The 15,419-nt window shown below is 70.9% G+C and carries 14 protein-coding genes; 4 read left to right on the forward strand and 10 right to left on the reverse strand.

Annotated features, from left to right (window positions below; genetic code table 11):
- The first annotated feature begins 8 nt into the window (after window positions 1-8).
- Both ABZ896_RS10420 and ABZ896_RS10425 read left to right on the forward strand, forming a co-directional pair.
- The gene (locus ABZ896_RS10420) at window positions 9-1,721 is read left to right on the forward strand and encodes a cation acetate symporter (RefSeq protein ID WP_360925044.1); all 1,713 of its coding nucleotides are present in this window, start codon (window positions 9-11) and stop codon (window positions 1,719-1,721) included.
- Window positions 1,718-2,932 (forward strand): histidine kinase, encoded by a 1,215-nt coding sequence (locus ABZ896_RS10425; RefSeq protein ID WP_360925046.1) that lies wholly within the window; start codon window positions 1,718-1,720, stop codon window positions 2,930-2,932. The genes ABZ896_RS10420 and ABZ896_RS10425 overlap by 4 nt, the downstream gene beginning before the upstream one ends.
- 3 nt (window positions 2,933-2,935) lie before the next feature.
- Here the strand turns inward: ABZ896_RS10425 and ABZ896_RS10430 are convergent, their stop codons facing one another.
- From ABZ896_RS10430 to ABZ896_RS10460, 7 genes are all read right to left on the reverse strand, one after another.
- Window positions 2,936-3,100, reverse strand: a complete 165-nt coding sequence (locus ABZ896_RS10430; protein ID WP_360925048.1) for a hypothetical protein — start codon at window positions 3,098-3,100, stop codon at window positions 2,936-2,938.
- Between the two features lie 13 nt (window positions 3,101-3,113).
- On the reverse strand, window positions 3,114-5,138 hold the full coding sequence (locus tag ABZ896_RS10435) for a protein kinase (protein WP_360925051.1): 2,025 nt from the start codon (window positions 5,136-5,138) through the stop codon (window positions 3,114-3,116).
- Between the two features lie 36 nt (window positions 5,139-5,174).
- On the reverse strand, window positions 5,175-6,539 hold the full coding sequence (locus tag ABZ896_RS10440) for a PASTA domain-containing protein (RefSeq protein WP_360925054.1): 1,365 nt from the start codon (window positions 6,537-6,539) through the stop codon (window positions 5,175-5,177).
- 86 nt (window positions 6,540-6,625) lie between these two features.
- The gene (locus tag ABZ896_RS10445) at window positions 6,626-7,573 is read right to left on the reverse strand and encodes a cytochrome c oxidase assembly protein (RefSeq protein ID WP_360925058.1); all 948 of its coding nucleotides are present in this window, start codon (window positions 7,571-7,573) and stop codon (window positions 6,626-6,628) included.
- A gap of 151 nt (window positions 7,574-7,724) precedes the next feature.
- Window positions 7,725-8,750, reverse strand: coding sequence for a 6-phosphofructokinase (locus ABZ896_RS10450; RefSeq protein ID WP_360925061.1), 1,026 nt, complete (start codon window positions 8,748-8,750; stop codon window positions 7,725-7,727).
- A 191-nt stretch (window positions 8,751-8,941) separates the two neighbouring features.
- Complete coding sequence (locus ABZ896_RS10455) at window positions 8,942-9,670, reverse strand: glutamine amidotransferase (protein ID WP_360925064.1); 729 nt, start codon at window positions 9,668-9,670, stop codon at window positions 8,942-8,944.
- Between the two features lie 14 nt (window positions 9,671-9,684).
- Complete coding sequence (locus tag ABZ896_RS10460; RefSeq protein WP_360925066.1) at window positions 9,685-10,923, reverse strand: MurT ligase domain-containing protein; 1,239 nt, start codon at window positions 10,921-10,923, stop codon at window positions 9,685-9,687.
- Between the two features lie 110 nt (window positions 10,924-11,033).
- Here ABZ896_RS10460 and def point away from each other — a divergent pair, with 110 nt between their 5' ends.
- A complete protein-coding gene (def, locus tag ABZ896_RS10465; protein WP_360925069.1) occupies window positions 11,034-11,636 on the forward strand; it encodes a peptide deformylase in 603 nt (200 codons plus the stop codon).
- A gap of 7 nt (window positions 11,637-11,643) precedes the next feature.
- Here the strand turns inward: def and ABZ896_RS10470 are convergent, their stop codons facing one another.
- The gene (locus tag ABZ896_RS10470; protein ID WP_360925072.1) at window positions 11,644-12,288 is read right to left on the reverse strand and encodes a TetR family transcriptional regulator; all 645 of its coding nucleotides are present in this window, start codon (window positions 12,286-12,288) and stop codon (window positions 11,644-11,646) included.
- Window positions 12,289-12,460: 172 nt separating this feature from the next.
- Between ABZ896_RS10470 and ABZ896_RS10475 the strand changes: the two genes are divergently transcribed.
- Window positions 12,461-13,690 (forward strand): acyl-CoA dehydrogenase family protein, encoded by a 1,230-nt coding sequence (locus ABZ896_RS10475; RefSeq protein WP_360925075.1) that lies wholly within the window; start codon window positions 12,461-12,463, stop codon window positions 13,688-13,690.
- Here ABZ896_RS10475 and ABZ896_RS10480 read toward each other — a convergent pair.
- Complete coding sequence (locus ABZ896_RS10480) at window positions 13,687-14,208, reverse strand: cupin domain-containing protein (protein ID WP_360925077.1); 522 nt, start codon at window positions 14,206-14,208, stop codon at window positions 13,687-13,689. The genes ABZ896_RS10475 and ABZ896_RS10480 overlap by 4 nt on opposite strands.
- The gene (locus ABZ896_RS10485; protein WP_360925080.1) at window positions 14,205-15,419 is read right to left on the reverse strand and encodes a cytochrome P450; all 1,215 of its coding nucleotides are present in this window, start codon (window positions 15,417-15,419) and stop codon (window positions 14,205-14,207) included. Before ABZ896_RS10485 ends, ABZ896_RS10480 begins: the two co-directional genes overlap by 4 nt.

Below are 15,419 nucleotides of genomic sequence, written 5' to 3' on the forward strand. Positions count from 1 at the left end.
GAGGGCCGATGAACTCCGGCTACTCGGTGCCCGCCGTCGCCCTGGTGGTCATCGCGACCGTCCTCGTCGGCGCCTTCGGCCTGCGCATCTCCCGCACCACCTCCGACTTCTACGTCGCCTCCCGAACCGTCGGCCCCCGCCTGAACGCGGCCGCCATCAGCGGCGAGTACCTCTCCGCCGCCTCCTTCCTCGGCATCGCGGGCCTGGTCCTCGTCCAGGGCCCGGACATGCTCTGGTACCCCGTCGGCTACACGGCCGGCTACCTCGTCCTGCTCCTGTTCGTCGCCGCCCCCCTGCGCCGCTCCGGCGCCTACACCCTCCCCGACTTCGCGGAGGCCCGGCTCGCCTCCCAGGCGGTACGACGGCTCGCGGGCGCCTTCGTCGTCGGCGTCGGCTGGCTCTACCTGCTGCCCCAACTCCAGGGCGCCGGGCTGACGTTGACCGTGCTCACCGACGCGCCCCAATGGCTCGGCGGGCTCATCGTCGCCGTCGTCGTGGTCGCCACCGTCGCCGCCGGCGGCATGCGCAGCATCACCTTCGTGCAGGCCTTCCAGTACTGGCTCAAGCTCACCGCCCTGCTCGTCCCCGCGCTCTTCCTGATCCTCGCCTGGCAGAGCGACGGGGCGCCCCAGCACGCCTTCGAGGAGCCCGCGACCTTCCGCGAGCAGCGGGTCGTGCGCGTCGCGAGCACCCTCGACCTGAAGCTGGAACAGCCGCTCACCGTCACGGTCACCGGCACCGTCGACGGCCGCCCGCACGACGACCAGAAGCTTCAACTCCCCGCCGGCACCCACCACATCGAGAAGGGCACCCGGCTCACCTTCCACAAGGGCACCACCGTCCCGGCCGCCGACCGCGGCACCAGCGACGGCATGTCCACCTCCCTCGCCGCGGGCCGCGAGGAACGGCCCCTGTACGCCACGTACGGACTGATCCTCGCCACCTTCCTCGGCACCATGGGCCTGCCCCACGTCGTCGTCCGCTTCTACACCAGCCCGCACGGAGTGGCCGCCCGCCGCACCACGGTCGCCGTCCTCGGCCTGATCGGCTGCTTCTACCTCCTGCCCCCGGTCTACGGCGCCCTCGGCCGCCTGTACGCCCCCGAACTGACCCTCACCGGCGACGCCGACGCGGCCGTCCTGCTGCTCCCCGAGCGCATGATCGGGGGCCTCGGCGGCGACCTGCTGGGCGCGCTGGTGGCGGGCGGCGCCTTCGCCGCGTTCCTCTCCACGGCCTCCGGACTCACCATGGCCGTCGCCGGCGTCCTCACCCAGGACGTCCTGCCCTCCCGCGGGGTACGGCACTTCCGGCTCGGCACGGTCCTCGCGATGGCCGTGCCCCTCGCGGCGAGCATGCTCGTCGGGGGCCTCCCCGTCGCCGACGCCGTGGGACTCGCCTTCGCGGTGTCCGCCTCCTCCTTCTGCCCGCTGCTCGTGCTCGGCATCTGGTGGCGGCGGCTGACCCCGCCCGGCGCCGCCGCGGGCATGGTCGTGGGCGGCGGCTCCGCGTTCGTCGCCGTGGCCGCGACGATGGCGGGCTTCCCGGGCACCGGCCCGCTGCACGCCCTGCTCGCCTGGCCCGCGCTCTGGTCGGTCCCGCTCGGCTTCCTCACGATGGTGGTGGTCTCCCTGTCCACGCCGAGCCGGGTCCCCGCGGGCACGGCGGCGGTGTTGGCGCGCTTCCATCTGCCCGAGGAGCTACGGGCGGAGGTCAAGGCATGAGCGGATTCCTCGCCGGCCTCTGCGTCGCGATCCTGCCCCTGCTCGCCGTCGGCTTCTGGCTCGGCCGGCGCACGGCCCGCCCGCAGAACCTCGGCGGACTCGGCACCCCCGTCGAGCACGCCACCTTCGAGACCCTGCACACCGCCTCCCTCGCCGCGCCCCCGCTCCGGGCCGGCCTCACCGAGGAGACCGCCCGCAAGTCGGCCCGCCGGCTGCGCACCCTGCTCGGTACCGACGCGCTCTGCCTCACCGACGAGAAACGCGTCCTGGTCTGGGACGGCGTCGGCGGCCACCACCGCGGCGAGATCATGGAACGCCTCACCGGCCCCCTGGAGACCGGCCGCGGCGAGGCCTTCCCGCTCCGCTGCGACGCCCCCGACTGCCCGGTCCGCTGGGCCGTCGTCACCCCCCTCACCGTCGACGACCGCGTCCACGGCGCCCTGGTCGCCTGCGCGCCCCGCGAGTCCGCCGTCCTGGTCCGGGCCGCCGGAGAGGTCGCCCGCTGGGTAAGCGTCCAACTGGAGTTGGCGGACCTCGACCAGTCCCGCACCCGGCTGATAGAGGCCGAGATCAAGGCACTTCGGGCCCAGATCTCCCCCCACTTCATCTTCAACTCGCTCTCGGTCATCGCCAGCTTCGTGCGCACCGACCCCGAACGCGCCCGCGAACTGCTCCTGGAGTTCGCCGACTTCACCCGCTACAGCTTCCGCAGACACGGCGACTTCACCACCCTCGCCGACGAACTCCACGCCATCGACCACTACTTGGCGCTGGTGCGGGCACGCTTCGGCGACCGCCTCTCCGTCACCCTCCAGATTGCGCCCGAGGTGCTGCCGGTCGCCCTGCCCTTCCTGTGCCTGCAGCCGCTCGTCGAGAACGCCGTCAAGCACGGCCTGGAGGGCAAGGCGGTGTCCGAGGGCAAGAGCCACATCAGCATCACCGCCCAGGACACCGGCGCCGAGGCCCTCGTCGTCATCGAGGACGACGGCACCGGCATGGACCCGGTCCTGCTGCGCCGGATCCTCGCCGGCGAGGTCAGCCCCTCGGGCGGCATCGGGCTGTCCAACGTCGACGACCGGCTCCGGCAGGTGTACGGCGACGCCTACGGCCTCGTCATCGAGACCGCTCCGGGCGCGGGCATGAAGGTCACCGCCCGGCTGCCCAAGTACCAGCCGGGGGTGCACTCGGCGGGCCGTCTCGGCGACGGCTGAGGGTCAGCGCGTGGCGACCATCCCGAGGGTGATCAGACCCAGCACGACCCAGCCGAACCACAGCCATCCGTTGCTGCCGAGCGCGACCGTGTAGGCCGTCACCGCGACGAGTCCGCCGACGGTGAGCACCCCCATCGTCCGCGTGGAGCCGTCCGTAGAACCGGGCATCGCGACACCCTCCTCAGGATTCGTCCCCCTCCATGGTGCCCCCGTTCTGCTTCCGGACGGTGCACACGACGAAATGAGTGCCGTTCTTCCAGGGCCCCTCGCTGGTCCAGGACCCCGCCCGGTAGACGGACGGATCGAAGCCGTAGTCCGCCGGCGGCGCCTTCCGCGCGCACGCCGCGTCCGACTCGGTGCGGGCCTCGTCGAACGGCACGTCCTCGTCCAGACGGGTGAACCCCAGCACCTGCTCGTCGTAGGAGCCCTCGCAGGACACCAGCCGGGCGTGACGGTTGCCGGGCACCTCCAGACAGTCCCGGCGCTGCATGGTCGCCGTGTCCGCGAACTCCGAGCCGAGCTTGCGATGGGTGCCGATCGGGCCGTACACCGGCCCGTTCCCGCCCAGCACCAGACACGCGGTGCGCCGCCCCGCCGCCGCGAACCCGCCGTCCGTGGGTACGACGGCCTGGCTGCGGACGTCCGCGAGCCGGTCCCGGATCTCCCGCGTCCGCTCCTCGCACTTCGCGGGCCCGAGCCGCCGCGCCTCGTCGGCGGAGGCGGCGGGCACGAACGCCATCACCTGCCCGTCCGGCGGGCCCACGGCACAGGAGGAGACCAGCCGCAGCTTGGGCGTCCCCTCGAACCGCCGCGCACCGGGCCAGTCGACGGTGACACAGTCCCCGTCCGCCAACGGCTTCACCAGTCCCACGGCCGCGCCGTACGGCTGCAGATCCCCGTTCCCACCGGTGCCCCCGCCTCCGTCGTCCGCCCGGTTGGCCATGGCGTACCAGACCCCGCCGAGCGCGAGCAGCAGCCCGAGCCCACAGGCCAGCACGGCCCGCAGGGCGTGCGAACGTTCACGTCGCCGCCGACCGCCGGCAGGGGCCTTGCGGGTCGGTTCACTCCGGCCGGACGGTGGCACACCGAAACCGGCGAGGGCGTCGCTCGACCCGAAGCCGGCGGACGGCTCGCCGGGCCCGTAGCCGCCGTACGGGCCGCTCGGCGGGGAGCCGACACCCGGTCGGGACCCGTAGCCGTTCGTCCCGCCGTGTCCCGGCCCGGGGGAGTCCAGATGGGCCCCGAAGCCCCGAGGTGCCGGCGGCGGCTCGCGGGTGACGCCCTCCCACGGTGACTGCGACCCGAGGTCCGTCTGGGTCCGGACGTACGGCTCCGACGGGGGCCGGAGGGCCCGCGACAGCGCCGCCTCCGCCTCCGTCGCCGACAGCCGGCGCCCCGGGTCCTTCGTGAGCAGCGCCTGGAGTACGGGCCCCAGCGCACCCGCGCGTACGGCCGGCCGCGGCTCCTCCATGACCACCGCGGTCACCTCGGCGAGATGCGACTCCCGCTCGAAGGGACCGAGCCCCTCGACGGCGTGGTACAGCGTGCAGCCCAGCGAGAACAGGTCGGCCGCAGGCGTCGGCGCCCCGCCCGTCGCCCGCTCGGGCGCCAGATACCCCGCCGTCCCCACCAGCACGGACGCCAGCGTGTACCGCGTCTCGCCCGCGTCCGGCTGCACGGAGATGCCGTAGTCGGTGAGCAGGACCCGTCCGTACGGCGACCCCGAGCGGTCCGGCGCCAGCAGGATGTTCGCCGGCTTCACGTCCCGGTGCATCACGCCCCGCTCGTGCCCGGCGGTCAGCGCGTCCAGCACCGCCAGCCCGATCCGCGCGCACTCCGCCGGAGCGAGCGGCCCGCGCAGTTCGATCAGGTCACGCAGGTTCACGGCGTCCGCCACGTACTCCATGACGATCCACGGCAGCCCGTCGTGCTCCAGCACGTCGTGCACGGTCACCACGTGCGGGTGGCCGCGCAGCCCGGCCGCGTGCCGGGCCTCCGCGCGGGCGCGCGCCACCCGGGCCTCCCGCTCGTGCCCCTCCTCGCCGGGGTCCCGGAACACGATCTCCTTCAGCGCGACCTCGCAGGCGAGTCTCTGGTCGTGGGCGAGCCACACATGGCCCTGGCCGCCGCTGCCGAGCGGGTTCAGCAGCAGATACCGGCCGGCGATGACCCGGCCCACTCCCGACGTCGGTGATCCTGAAGGCATCCGGTGACTCCCGGGTTCTGCGAGGTCTGCGGGGCGCTACGCGGCGACGCCGGTGCTCGGGCCGTCGTCCGTGGCGGGCGCACTGCTCGCCGGTTCGCTGCTGGGCGGTGGGGGAGGTGGAGGCGGCGGGGGCGCGCTCGTGGTGGTGGGTGCGCTGCTCGACGGTGGCGCGGCGGGCGGTGGACTCGGCGGATCGGGACTGGGCGGGTCCGGGCTCGGTGGCCCGGTCGACTCGGACGGCGCATGCGAGCTGGGCGCCGTATGCGAGGGAGGCGCGGACGAGCTCTTGTCCGGCGAACCGCTCGACGACGACGGCGGTGCGGAGGACGACTCCCCGGGCTTGCCGCTCGACGACGAACTCCCCGCCCCGGACGCCCCGGACGACCCCGAGGACCCGGAGGACGGCGGCGGGGGAGTGGTCGTGGGCTTGGTCGCCCCACCGGAACCGCTGGAACCGTCGGGCCCACCGGCCCCGCTGCTCGACCCCCCGGCCACGGTCAGCATCACGTACTCCCCGAACCGCAGCTCGGTCCCCGCGGCCGGATCCGTCGCCGTGACCTTCGCACCGGCGGGCGGTGCCGCCTTCCCCGCGTACCCGGTCGCCAGCCCCGCCGCGGTCAGCTTCCGGCTCGCCTGTTCGAAGGCGACCCCGGTGAGGTCGGGCACCGGCTTGCGCTCCCGGGTGTCGAAGGCGTGGTCCTTCTCACCCGCAGTGCCCACCGGCCGGTCGATACCGCGCTCGGGTTCCCGGACGTCGACCAGCGCGAGCCGTTCCAGTTTCAGCGGCGCGGGCCGTACGGCCACCACGGAATCCTGCTTGTATCCCGTCCACTTCTTGTTGCCGTCCTCGAATCGGAGAGAAATACGCCCGGTGTCACCTCGGAACGGCCGCAACGGATTTCCGCACGAACACTTCACAGCCGGAAGTCCCTGTTCATCGACGAGAATCGCGATTCCCGCCTGGAGCAAGGAGTTGTACGGGACGGCCTTTCCCTTCTTGTAGTCGTGGTTCTCCACGAGAGTGTCGTGACGCAGCAGAACGGGTGTGAGTCGATCGAGGTATTCCGGTATCTCGTCGGTACCGATGCCCGGCACACTCGCCCACGCCAGTGCCTTCTGGTGATTCCCGGGATCGGTGAGGAATCGCTCGAGTTTCTCGACGTCACATACGGTCGCCTGCTTGCTGCCCCCGTACAGACCCGGTGTGTCGCCCTGCTGGAGACTTCCCTGGACCGGCCGCGAGCGCACCACCTCGTCCTTGCCGAGCCCGCTGCCCTCGTCGAAGAAGGGCGCGAGCGAGGGCACACCGGCGGCCACCGCCTTGACCACGGTCACCGGCGAAGAGCCGTCACAGCCGCTCAGTGCCAGAACCAGAACGACCAGAACAGAGATCCTGTGCATAAATGCGCGAAGTGTCATCACCGCTCCCCCCGGCGGTTCCCCCAACGCGCTTCATGCTACTGAATGCTTCGGAAAGACGAAGCCTTTCACTGCCCGCGTGCGTTCAATGAGGCCAAATATGCGTTGTACGCCTCGAGTTCCTTGTCGCCGTCCCGGTCGGCGGCCCGGTCCTTGCGCTTGGCCTGCCGCTGTTCCGAGCCATACCACTGGAACAGCAGTGCGATGAGCACGAGAACGGAGGGAATCTCACTGAACGCCCAGGCGATCCCGCCGGCCGCGTTCTGGTCGGAGAGCGCGTCGATGCCGAGCGAAGCGGGCGGGTTCTTGAACGTCTCCACCATGGGCTCGGAGGCCATCATCAGCGCGATGCCGAAGAACGCGTGGAACGGCATCCCCGCGAACAGCTCCAGCATCCGCATCAGATAACCGGGCCGGTGCGGCCCCGGGTCCACCCCGATGATCGGCCAGAAGAACACCACACCGACGGCGAGGAAGTGCACCATCATCGCGATGTGCCCGGTCTTCGACCCCATCAGGAAGTCGAAGATCGGCGTGAAATAGAGGGCGTACAGACTCGCGATGAACAGCGGAATGGTGAACGCCGGATGCGTGACGATCCGCATGTACCGGCTGTGCAGCAGCGCCAGCAGCCACTCCCGCGGCCCCTTGCGCCCCTTCCCGGCGACGGGCAGCGCCCGCAGCGCGAGCGTCACAGGCGCCCCGAGCAGAATGAGGATCGGCGACAACATGCTGATCACCATGTGCTGCACCATGTGCACGCTGAACATGACCATCCCGTAGTCGTTCAGCCCGGTGCACATCACGAGCATGATGGTCAGCACCCCGACCACATAGGAAACGGTCCGCCCCACGGACCACGAATCCCCCCGCCGCCGCAACCGCACGACGCCCCACGCATAAAGCCCGAGCGCAAGAAGACAGGCGACGAGGAAGAAGGGATCAGCCGACCACTGAAGCCCCCGCCCCAGCGTGAACGGCGGCAGTTCCATGGTGCCGTGCCCGCTGTGATCCATTCCGGCGGCTCCTGATAGGTGGGGTTGTGTGCTTACGTCCGCCACCAAGACTAGAACCGCCCCGGGCTACTTCTTGGACCGGGGGCCACTTGACCCACTCAGGGGCGCGGGGAACTGCGCGACCAGCCACACACAACCAGCAGACCGCGACTTACAGAACGCACTCGGCCTCTTCGTATCGTTCGGCAGGCACGGTCTTCAGCGTCTCGACCGCCTCGGCGAGCGGAACCATGACGATGTCGGTCCCCCTCAACGCAGTCATGTGCCCGAACTCCCCCCGATGCACAGCCTCCACCGCATGCCACCCAAACCGAGTGGCCAACACCCGGTCGTACGCCGTCGGCGTCCCACCCCGCTGCACATGCCCCAGAATCACCGGCCGCGCTTCCTTCCCCAGCCGCTCCTCCAGCTCGATCGACAGCTGCCGCGCAATCCCGGCAAACCGCTCATGCCCGTAGATGTCCTTGCCACCTTCGTCGAACGCCATCGACCCCGGCGCCGGCTTCGCCCCCTCCGCCGCCACGACGATCGCGAACCGCTTCCCCGCCTCGAACCGCGCCCCGACCCGAGCCGCCAACTCCTCGATGTCGAAGGGCCGTTCCGGTACGACGATGGCGTGCGCGCCCGCCGCCATGCCGGAGTGCAGCGCTATCCACCCGGTGTGCCGCCCCATGACCTCGACGACGAGCACCCGCTGATGGGACTCGGCGGTGGTCTTGAGCCGGTCGAGCGCCTCCGTCGCGACACCGACGGCCGTGTCGAAGCCGAAGGTGACATCCGTGACCGCGATGTCGTTGTCGATGGTCTTCGGGACACCCACGATCGGCAGCCCGGCGTCCGACATCAGCCGCGCGGCCTTGAGCGTGCCCTCACCGCCGATGGGAATGATCGCGTCGAGCCCCAGCTCCTCGACATGCCCCTTGGCCCGCTCCACACCGTCCCGCAGATGGGACGGCTGGACCCGGGAGGAGCCGAGGATCGTGCCGCCGCGGGCGAGGATGCCGCCGACGGCGTCGAGGTCGAGCTTGAGGTAGTCGCACTCCAGGAGGCCCTTCCAGCCGTCCCGGAAACCGATGACCTCGTCGCCGTGGTCGGCGACGGCACGGTGCACGACGGACCGGATGACCGCGTTCAGGCCGGGGCAGTCGCCGCCGGACGTGAGGACACCAATGCGCATAAGCCCGCTACAACCTTCTCGACAGGGGCCGGATCCGGACCACGTCGTCCGGCTCGAACCCCGCCACCCTAGCGGCAGGAGGGGGCGGGGCCGAAGCATGCGTCCGCCTGCTGGACGACCCCGCTCACCTGTGCGGAAGAGCCGTCAGACGGGCTGATGAAGGGTGCCTGGAACCGAGGTGAACTCCCTGCTCACGCGGGCTGCTGCGCGGCCGAGATGCGCTCGTTGCGCAGCGCCTCGTACCAGCGGTCGTCGGTCGGCGGCAGCGCGTTCACATCGAGGGCCAGCTTCAGCAGCAGGTCGGCGATGAGCGGGTTGCGCGCGAGCACGGGCCCGTGCATGTACGTACCGAAGACCGTGTCGTTGTACGCCCCCTCCGTACCGTCCCCGGTGCCATTGCCGTTGCCCAGCTTGACGTTGGCGAACGGGCGGGCCGTGGGTCCGAGGTGCGTGACGCCCTGGTGGTTCTCGAAGCCGGTCAGCGGGGGCAGGCCCAGGCGCGGGTCGATGTCCGCGAGGACGTCACCGACGCAGCGCGCGCCCTCGCCGCGTACCGAGACCACGTCGAGCAGGCCGAGGCCGGGCTCGCGCTGGCCGAGGTCGTTGATGAACTCGTGGCCGAGGATCTGGTAGCCGGCGCACACCGAGAAGACGATCGCGCCGTTGCCGACGGCCCGGTGCAGACCGCCGTCCCGGCGCAGCCGCTCGGCCGCGAGCCGCTGCGGCCGGTCCTCGCCGCCGCCGATCAGGTAGATGTCGCCGGAGGTCGGCAGCGGCTGGTCGCTGCGTACGTCCAGGCGGGCCACGTCGAGGCCGCGCTGCCGCGCCCGGCGCTCCACGACCAGGACGTTGCCCTGGTCGCCGTAGGTGCTGAGGAGGTCGGGGTAGACCCAGACGATGCGGAGTTGGTTGTCGCTCACAAGAGTCCCCTGAGTCAGTTGCCGACGCGGCGGCGCAGGTCCTGGAAGGCGGTGTAGTTCGCGATGACCTCGATGCGGCCCGGCGGGCTCATCGACACGGCCTGGTCGAGGCTGTCGCAGACCTGGAAGTTCTGGTTCGCGACCTCCAGACGCACCGCGAGGTCCAGCTTGCGGTCGCCGAGCACGCAGATCGGGTGGCCGGTGAGGCGGGTGTAGTCGACGTCCCAGAGCCAGGAGGTGTCGGTGCCGTCGGCGCCGCGGGCGTTGACGGAGAGGATCACCGGGGTCGGCGGCGGGTCGATCAGGCTGAACGTCTCCAGCCAGCCGGCCGGGTTCTTCGCGAGCAGCAGCCGTAGATCACGCTGCTGGAACTGGACGACGTCGTAGCGGCCGGCGACGGCCTGCACCTGGTACATGCGTTCCAGGGCGACCTGCGGCGGCACGCCGAAGACGGCGGCGACGGCCGCGGAGGAGGCGGCGTTGGCCTTGTTGGCGCGGCCGGGCAGCTGGAGGTGGATGGGCCAGGCGGAGCCGTGCGGGTCGAGGACGTGGTCGCCCGAGAGCACCCAGCTCGGCGTGGGACGGCGGAACCCGCACTCCCCGCAGAACCAGTCGTCCCCGGGCCGCTGCATCACACCGCCGCAGGACGGGCAGGACCAGGCGTCGTCCTTCCACATCTGCCCGGCGGCGACCCAGATGACGTTGGGGGAGGAGGAGGCGGCCCACACGACGAGCGGGTCGTCGGCGTTGGCGACCACGACGGCCTTGCTCCCGGCCAGCCCCTCACGCCAGTTCTCGGCGAGCATGCGGGTCTCGGCGGCGCGGTCGAGCTGGTCGCGGGAGAGGTTGAGCAGGGCGATGCACTTGGGGTCGGTGTCCCGGGCGACGCCCGCGAGGTACTTCTCGTCGACCTCGATGACGCCGTAGCGGGCCTCGGACTTGCCGGCCAGCGCCGAGGTGATCCCGGCGGGCATGTTGGCACCGAGGGCGTTGGAGACGACCGGCCCGGCGGCGCCGAGCGCCTCGGCGATCAGCCGGGTGGTGGTGGTCTTGCCGTTGGTCGCCGAGACCAGGACGACGTCCAGGTTCTGGGCGAGCCGGGCGAGGAGGTCGGGGTCGAGTTTGAGGGCCACCCGGCCGCCGATGACCGAACCGCTGCCGCGACCTGCGGCCCTGGATGCCGCCGCGACTGCCTTGCCCGCCGTCACGGCGAGCTTGGCCCGCGGCGAGAGCGGGTCCGAGTTGGCTGTCATCAGTTCTCGATCCTCCTTGTACGCGCCGCGCCTGTGCCTCCGGCCACGTGGTGTGGACCTCAGCCTATCGAGATCCCTTCGCACTCCCGAATCGCCGTACCCTTGCGGCCATGCGAAACGGCTCGATTCCGGGCACGCGGGGGCGCGTCCGCCCTCTCACCCTCTTCGGTGACCCGGCGTTGCACACCCCCTGCGCCGAGGTCACGGACTTCGGCCCCGAACTGGCGACCCTGGTGGAGGACTTGTTCGCGACGATGTACGCGGCCGAGGGGGTCGGCCTGGCGGCCAACCAGGTGGGCGTCCCGCTCCGGGTCTTCGTCTACGACTGCCCCGACGACCAGGAGACCCGCCACCTGGGCCACGTGGTCAACCCCCGCCTTCTGAACGCGGACGGCGTAGTCCTGCGCGGCCCGGAGGGCTGCCTCTCCCTACCGGGCCTGGAGGCTGGAACGGAACGCTACGACCACGCGGTGGTGGAGGGTTTCACGGCAACGGGCGAGCCGATCACTGTGCACGGCACAGGATTTTTCGCCCGGTGCCTCCAACACGAGTGCGACCACCTGGAGGGAAGGATCTACGCAGACCACCTGAAGGGCAGACGCCACCGCAAGCTGATGAGGCAAGTATCCAGATCGTCTTGGGCCAGAGATCTGCAGCTCACTCAGGGGCGCGGGGAACTGCGCGACCAGCCCCCACCGGCCGGCAGCCGGTAGCCGACCGTCAGAACCCCGGACCTCCGACCTTGTCCCCCGCCGCAGCAAGACGACCCCACAACAGGTCCGCCATACTCCGCACCAACTCCGCCCGCTCACACGGCCGTTCCCCCAACCACCAGTCACCGGCCGCATACATCATCCCGACGATCCCATGCCCCCACACCCGAGCCAGCAACTGCCCCCCGGGCCCGAGATCCAGCCGATCCTCGATGACCTGAGCCAGCTCCTCACCCATCCGCCGAAGCAACGGAGCGCTGTGCTTGCCCACATCGAACCCCTGATCCCCGACCTGACTCCCCTCGGCGGGATGCATCAGGAACCGGTACACCTGAGGCCGGGCCTCGATCGCGGCGAGGTACGTGTCGAGCGTCGCCTCCACCCGCTCCCGCCGATCCGCCGGAGCGTCCAGCGCGGCCCGCAGCGAATCCAGCAGCGCGTCCGTGTGCCGCTTGGCGAGCGCCGCGTACAGCCCACCCTTGTCCCCGAAGTGCCGGTACAGAATCGGCTTCGTAATACCCGCCTCCGCGGCGATCGCGTTCATCGAGGCCTGCGGACCGTCACGCAGCACCACCCTGTCCGCGGCCTCCAGCAACTCACGCCGACGGCGGTCGGCGGACCGCTGCTGCTCGGTCCGCTGTGTGGTGTCCATGAGCTCTCCCCACCCGTGCTGAATCGGTAACGCCTGCGCAAACTAACACCCGGCAGGCGATTGGCATCGAACAGGCTGCTGACCGGTCATCGGGAGTTGACTTTTCCTACCCGCGAGTAACAGACTTGGGTTACCGCTAGTAACATGTACGTGCGCCGCCGCTGGAGGGGACATGGCCGAGTTCACCATGGAGCTCAACGACGAACAGAAGGAGGTCCGGGACTGGCTGCACGGCTTCGCCGCCGACGTCATCCGCCCCGCGGCCGCCGAATGGGACGAGCGTGAGGAGACTCCCTGGCCGGTCATCCAGGAGGCCGCGAAGGTAGGCATCTACTCCCTCGACTTCTACGCCCAGCAGTACTTCGACCCCACCGGGCTGGGTATCCCGATGGCGATGGAGGAGCTGTTCTGGGGCGACGCGGGTATCGCCCTGTCGATCGTAGGCACCGGTCTCGCCGCTGTCGGCGTTCTCGCCAACGGTACCGAGGAACAGATCGGCACGTGGATCCCCCAGATGTACGGCGAAGCGAACGACGTCAAGGTCGCCGCGTTCTGCTCCTCCGAGCCCGACGCCGGCTCCGACGTGGCCTCCATGCGCACGCGTGCCGTGTACGACGAGGCCAAGGACGAGTGGGTGCTCAACGGCACCAAGACCTGGGCGACCAACGGCGGCATCGCCAACGTCCACGTGGTCGTGGCCGTCGTGGACGCCGAGCTCGGCTCCAAGGGCCACGCGTCCTTCATCGTGCCGCCGAACACGCCGGGCCTGTCCCAGGGCCAGAAGTTCAAGAAGCACGGCATCCGCGCCTCGCACACCGCCGAGGTCGTCCTGGAGAACGTCCGCGTCCCCGGCCACTGCCTGCTCGGCGGCAAGGAGAAGCTGGACCAGCGCCTGGCGCGGGCCCGGGAGCGGGCGAAGGCGGGCAACGGTGAGCGGGTGAAGAACGCGGCGATGGCCACGTTCGAGGCGTCCCGCCCGGCGGTCGGCGCGATGGCGGTCGGCACGGCCCGCGCCGCCTACGAGGTCGCCCTCGACTACGCCAAGACCCGTGAGCAGTTCGGGCGGCCGATCATCGACAACCAGGGGGTCGCCTTCCAGCTCGCGGACATGCGGACGTCCATCGACGCGGCCCGGCTCCTCGTCTGGCGTGCCTCCTGGATGGCCATCAACGGCAAGCAGTTCACGGCGGCCGAGGGGTCGATGTCCAAGCTGTTCGCCAGCGAGACGGCGAAGAAGGTCACCGCCCAGGCGGTCCAGATCCTGGGCGGCAACGGCTACACCAGGGAGTACCCGGTGGAGCGGATGCACCGCGACGCGGCGATCTACACGATTTTCGAGGGCACGAGCGAGATCCAGCGACTGGTGATCGCCCGCACCCTCTCCGGAATGTCCATCCGCTAACGGTGTTGGAGCGGCGTCAGCTGCTCGATGTCGTACCTCCGCCGCAGCTCCTCGATCGCCTCGTGGTCCGGCGGCCCCCCACCCCCCAGGATCTCCAGCAGTTCCTCGAAGTACCGCTCGTGATCCGGGGGCGGGCTCGCCTGGAAGAACATCTTCGCGGGGGAGTCCGTCGGGTTGGCGAAGGCGTGGGGGCAGCCGGGCGGTACGACGATCACCGTGCCCGGTGTCGCCCGTACCACCCGACCCCCCGAACTCGACTCCCAACGCTGCCAGTTGTCCGGCGTGCGCACCCGCGGCTCGAAGGCGAGCACGTCCAGTTCGCCTTCGAGGACGTAGAACAACTCCTCGCTGCGGGTGTGCACATGCGCGCCCACGTCGAAACCGGGCGGCACGATCACCTCGAACGTCGACGCCATGCGCGAGTGCGACCCGGTCACCTTGAACGTCACGTGCTGCGCCGGCGTCCGGACGACCCGGCCGTGCCCCGGCGGGACGAGGAGCCCGTCGGGAGCCGTCACCACGTCACCGGGAGCGCCTCGGGACCGCGGATCAACGCGCCCTTCCGGAACGGCACTTCCTTCGCCGGCACCGCGAGCCGCAGCCCCGGCAACCGGTCGAGCAGCGCGTCGACCAGCAGCTCGGACTCCAGCCGGGCCAGCATGCCGCCCGGGCAGTAGTGCGGGCCGAACCCGAAGGACACATGCGGGTTGGGGCTGCGCGAGAAGTCGATCGTCTCGGGGAAGGCGAAGACGTCCGGATCCCGGTTCGCGGCCAGGTACGACACGTAGACGGGGTCGCCCGCCCGGATCCGTACCCCTCGGATGCCCACGTCCTCCGTGGCGATCCGCGACAGGCCGACCGCGTTGCGGTGCGGGATGTAGCGCAGCAGTTCGTCGATGGCCTGCGGGCGGATCGACGGCTCGGAGCGCAGCCGCTCGGCCAGGTCGGGGCGGGTCAGCAGCAGGTAGAACATCTGCCCGCTGTTGTTGGTGACCGCCTCGCCGCCGATCTGGAGCAGCACCGCGAGCCCGACGGCCTCGTCCAGCGTCACCTCGCCCCGGCCCACCGCCGCGCCGAGCAGCGAGGCCACGTCCTCGCCCGCGGAGCCCTCGCGGAGCCCGATGAGATCGGCGAAGTACGCGCCCATCTCGTTCTTGGCCTTCTCGCTGACCTTCGCCCCGTGCGAGGACGACAGGATCAGCTGGGTCCAGGTGTGCATACCGTGCCGGTCGGCCGCCGGGACGCCCATCAGCTCGCAGATCACGGCGATGGGGAACGGGGTGAGGACGGCCGCCGTGAGGTCGGCGGGCGGCCCGTCCTGCACCAGCTCGTCGACCAGCTCGTCGAGCATCCGCCGCGATCTCTCCCGCACCCGCTCCACGCCCTTCGCGGTGAACGCGGCCGCCACCGAGCGGCGCAGCCGGGTGTGGTCCGGCGGGTCGAGGAAGCCGACCGCGCCGCGCTGCGGGATGAAGTGCGGGGCGAGCCGGGTGACCGGCTGGTCCATGACGGCCTCGCGGCTGAAGCGCGGGTCGTTGGCCACCAGGCGGACGTCCTCGTACCGGGTGACCAGCCAGGCCCAGCCCTCCCCGTTGGGCAGCTGGATCCGGGTCACGGGCCCCTCGCGCATCAGCTCGGTGAGCACTGGGTCGAAGTCGGTCCCGCTCAGGTCGAGGGCCGGCCAGTGCCGGATCGGGGGCAGGATCTCGGTGATCGTCTCTTCGGTCAT

The sequence above is a fragment of the Streptomyces sp. NPDC047072 genome (genome assembly GCF_040643855.1).
Lineage (GTDB): Bacteria > Actinomycetota > Actinomycetes > Streptomycetales > Streptomycetaceae > Streptomyces.

Bases quoted from the DNA above. Each gene is read 5' to 3' on its own strand.
- ABZ896_RS10420 (WP_360925044.1), top strand. From the start codon at position 9: ATGAACTCCGGCTACTCGGTGCCCGCCGTCGCCCTGGTGGTCATCGCG.
- ABZ896_RS10425 (WP_360925046.1), top strand. From the start codon at position 1,718: ATGAGCGGATTCCTCGCCGGCCTCTGCGTCGCGATCCTGCCCCTGCTC.
- ABZ896_RS10430 (WP_360925048.1), bottom strand. From the start codon at position 3,100: ATGCCCGGTTCTACGGACGGCTCCACGCGGACGATGGGGGTGCTCACC.
- ABZ896_RS10435 (WP_360925051.1), bottom strand. From the start codon at position 5,138: ATGCCTTCAGGATCACCGACGTCGGGAGTGGGCCGGGTCATCGCCGGC.
- ABZ896_RS10440 (WP_360925054.1), bottom strand. From the start codon at position 6,539: ATGCACAGGATCTCTGTTCTGGTCGTTCTGGTTCTGGCACTGAGCGGC.
- ABZ896_RS10445 (WP_360925058.1), bottom strand. From the start codon at position 7,573: ATGGATCACAGCGGGCACGGCACCATGGAACTGCCGCCGTTCACGCTG.
- ABZ896_RS10450 (WP_360925061.1), bottom strand. From the start codon at position 8,750: ATGCGCATTGGTGTCCTCACGTCCGGCGGCGACTGCCCCGGCCTGAAC.
- ABZ896_RS10460 (WP_360925066.1), bottom strand. From the start codon at position 10,923: ATGACAGCCAACTCGGACCCGCTCTCGCCGCGGGCCAAGCTCGCCGTG.
- def (WP_360925069.1), top strand. From the start codon at position 11,034: ATGCGAAACGGCTCGATTCCGGGCACGCGGGGGCGCGTCCGCCCTCTC.
- ABZ896_RS10470 (WP_360925072.1), bottom strand. From the start codon at position 12,288: ATGGACACCACACAGCGGACCGAGCAGCAGCGGTCCGCCGACCGCCGT.
- ABZ896_RS10475 (WP_360925075.1), top strand. From the start codon at position 12,461: ATGGCCGAGTTCACCATGGAGCTCAACGACGAACAGAAGGAGGTCCGG.
- ABZ896_RS10485 (WP_360925080.1), bottom strand. From the start codon at position 15,419: ATGACCGAAGAGACGATCACCGAGATCCTGCCCCCGATCCGGCACTGG.